General features: G+C 38.0%; 1 protein-coding gene. It reads right to left on the bottom strand.

The features are described from left to right. Positions 1 to 14: 14 nt before the first annotated feature. Positions 15 to 998 carry an IS30 family transposase gene (locus AACQ81_RS03990; protein WP_237388487.1) on the bottom strand — a complete coding sequence of 328 codons (984 nt, stop codon included), beginning with the start codon at positions 996 to 998 and terminating at the stop codon, positions 15 to 17. Between the last annotated feature and the right edge of the window lie 85 nt (positions 999 to 1,083).

The following is a 1,083-nucleotide window of genomic DNA, read 5'->3' on the forward strand; positions in this document are numbered from 1 at the left end:
CTTGGATTCACATATTAAGCGCAACATCGTAATGAACGAAGTAAATGAGTGGGGATACCTTTAAATAACTCATTCGGTGTTTTGTAATCTCGTGTTTTACGAGGACGATTATTTAATCGGTTTGCCACAAGGTTAATCTCCCGCTCTGATACCTGATTAAAATCAGTTCCTTTTGGGAAGTAATCTCGGATTAATCCATTCGTGTTCTCATTTATCCCTCTTTCCCAGGGGGAGTACGGATGAGTAAAGTAAATTTTTGTCTCTAAGTTTTTACTGATAAGTTCGTGTTCGGCAAATTCGAGGCCGTTATCAAAGGTCATTGTTTTAATTTTATGTTTTATCAGTGATAAATGTCTCGTTGCCGCTTTTGCGACCCCTTCTGCTGTTTTATTTTCAAGTTTAATTATGACAGTAAATAACGATTTTCGTTCAACCAATGTTAATAATGCACTTTTATGATCTTTGCCCACGATAGTATCCCCTTCCCAATCACCAATACGCTGCTTTTTATCAACAATTTTGGGACGCTTATCAATACTCACTCTGTTTTTAATTTTTCCTCTGCGTTCATAACTTCCATAGCGTTTACGATACGGTTTTTTCGCAATTCTGAGAGGTTGCCATAAATCACCACCATTAATTTTATCTTTATAAATCAATCTATAAACCGTTTCGTGATGCAAAGATATTTTCTGTTCCCGTTTGAGATAACCGACGGTTTGTTCAGGACTTAAATCTTGCCAAATTAACTGTTTAATCCATTTTGTTATCTCTGGTGTGACTTTTGCTGCTTTTTCGGCAGAATGGCGGCGTTCTAACGCTTTACAATGAGCTTGTTTAGGACAATATTTCTGCGCCTCACGATTTCTTTTCAATTCCCGGCTAACTGTTGATGGGTCTCGATTGAGCGACATGGCAATAAAACGTTGTGTAAAACCGGCTTCTTTTAAGCTGAAAATCTGATATCTTTCTGTTTCGGTCAGTTGTGTATAGGCCATAGTGCATTTTCCTTTGGCGAGAAAGATGCCTACTATAGCAACTGACCGCCTTTCTTAGAAATTGCACTTATGATGCGAATCCAAG

The sequence above is a fragment of the Xenorhabdus sp. Sc-CR9 genome, from assembly GCF_963897815.1.
In the GTDB taxonomy this organism is placed as follows: Bacteria; Pseudomonadota; Gammaproteobacteria; order Enterobacterales; family Enterobacteriaceae; genus Xenorhabdus.

Coding starts and splice junctions, on each gene's coding strand:
- AACQ81_RS03990 (WP_237388487.1), bottom strand. CDS start 998: ATGGCCTATACACAACTGACCGAAACAGAAAGATATCAGATTTTCAGC.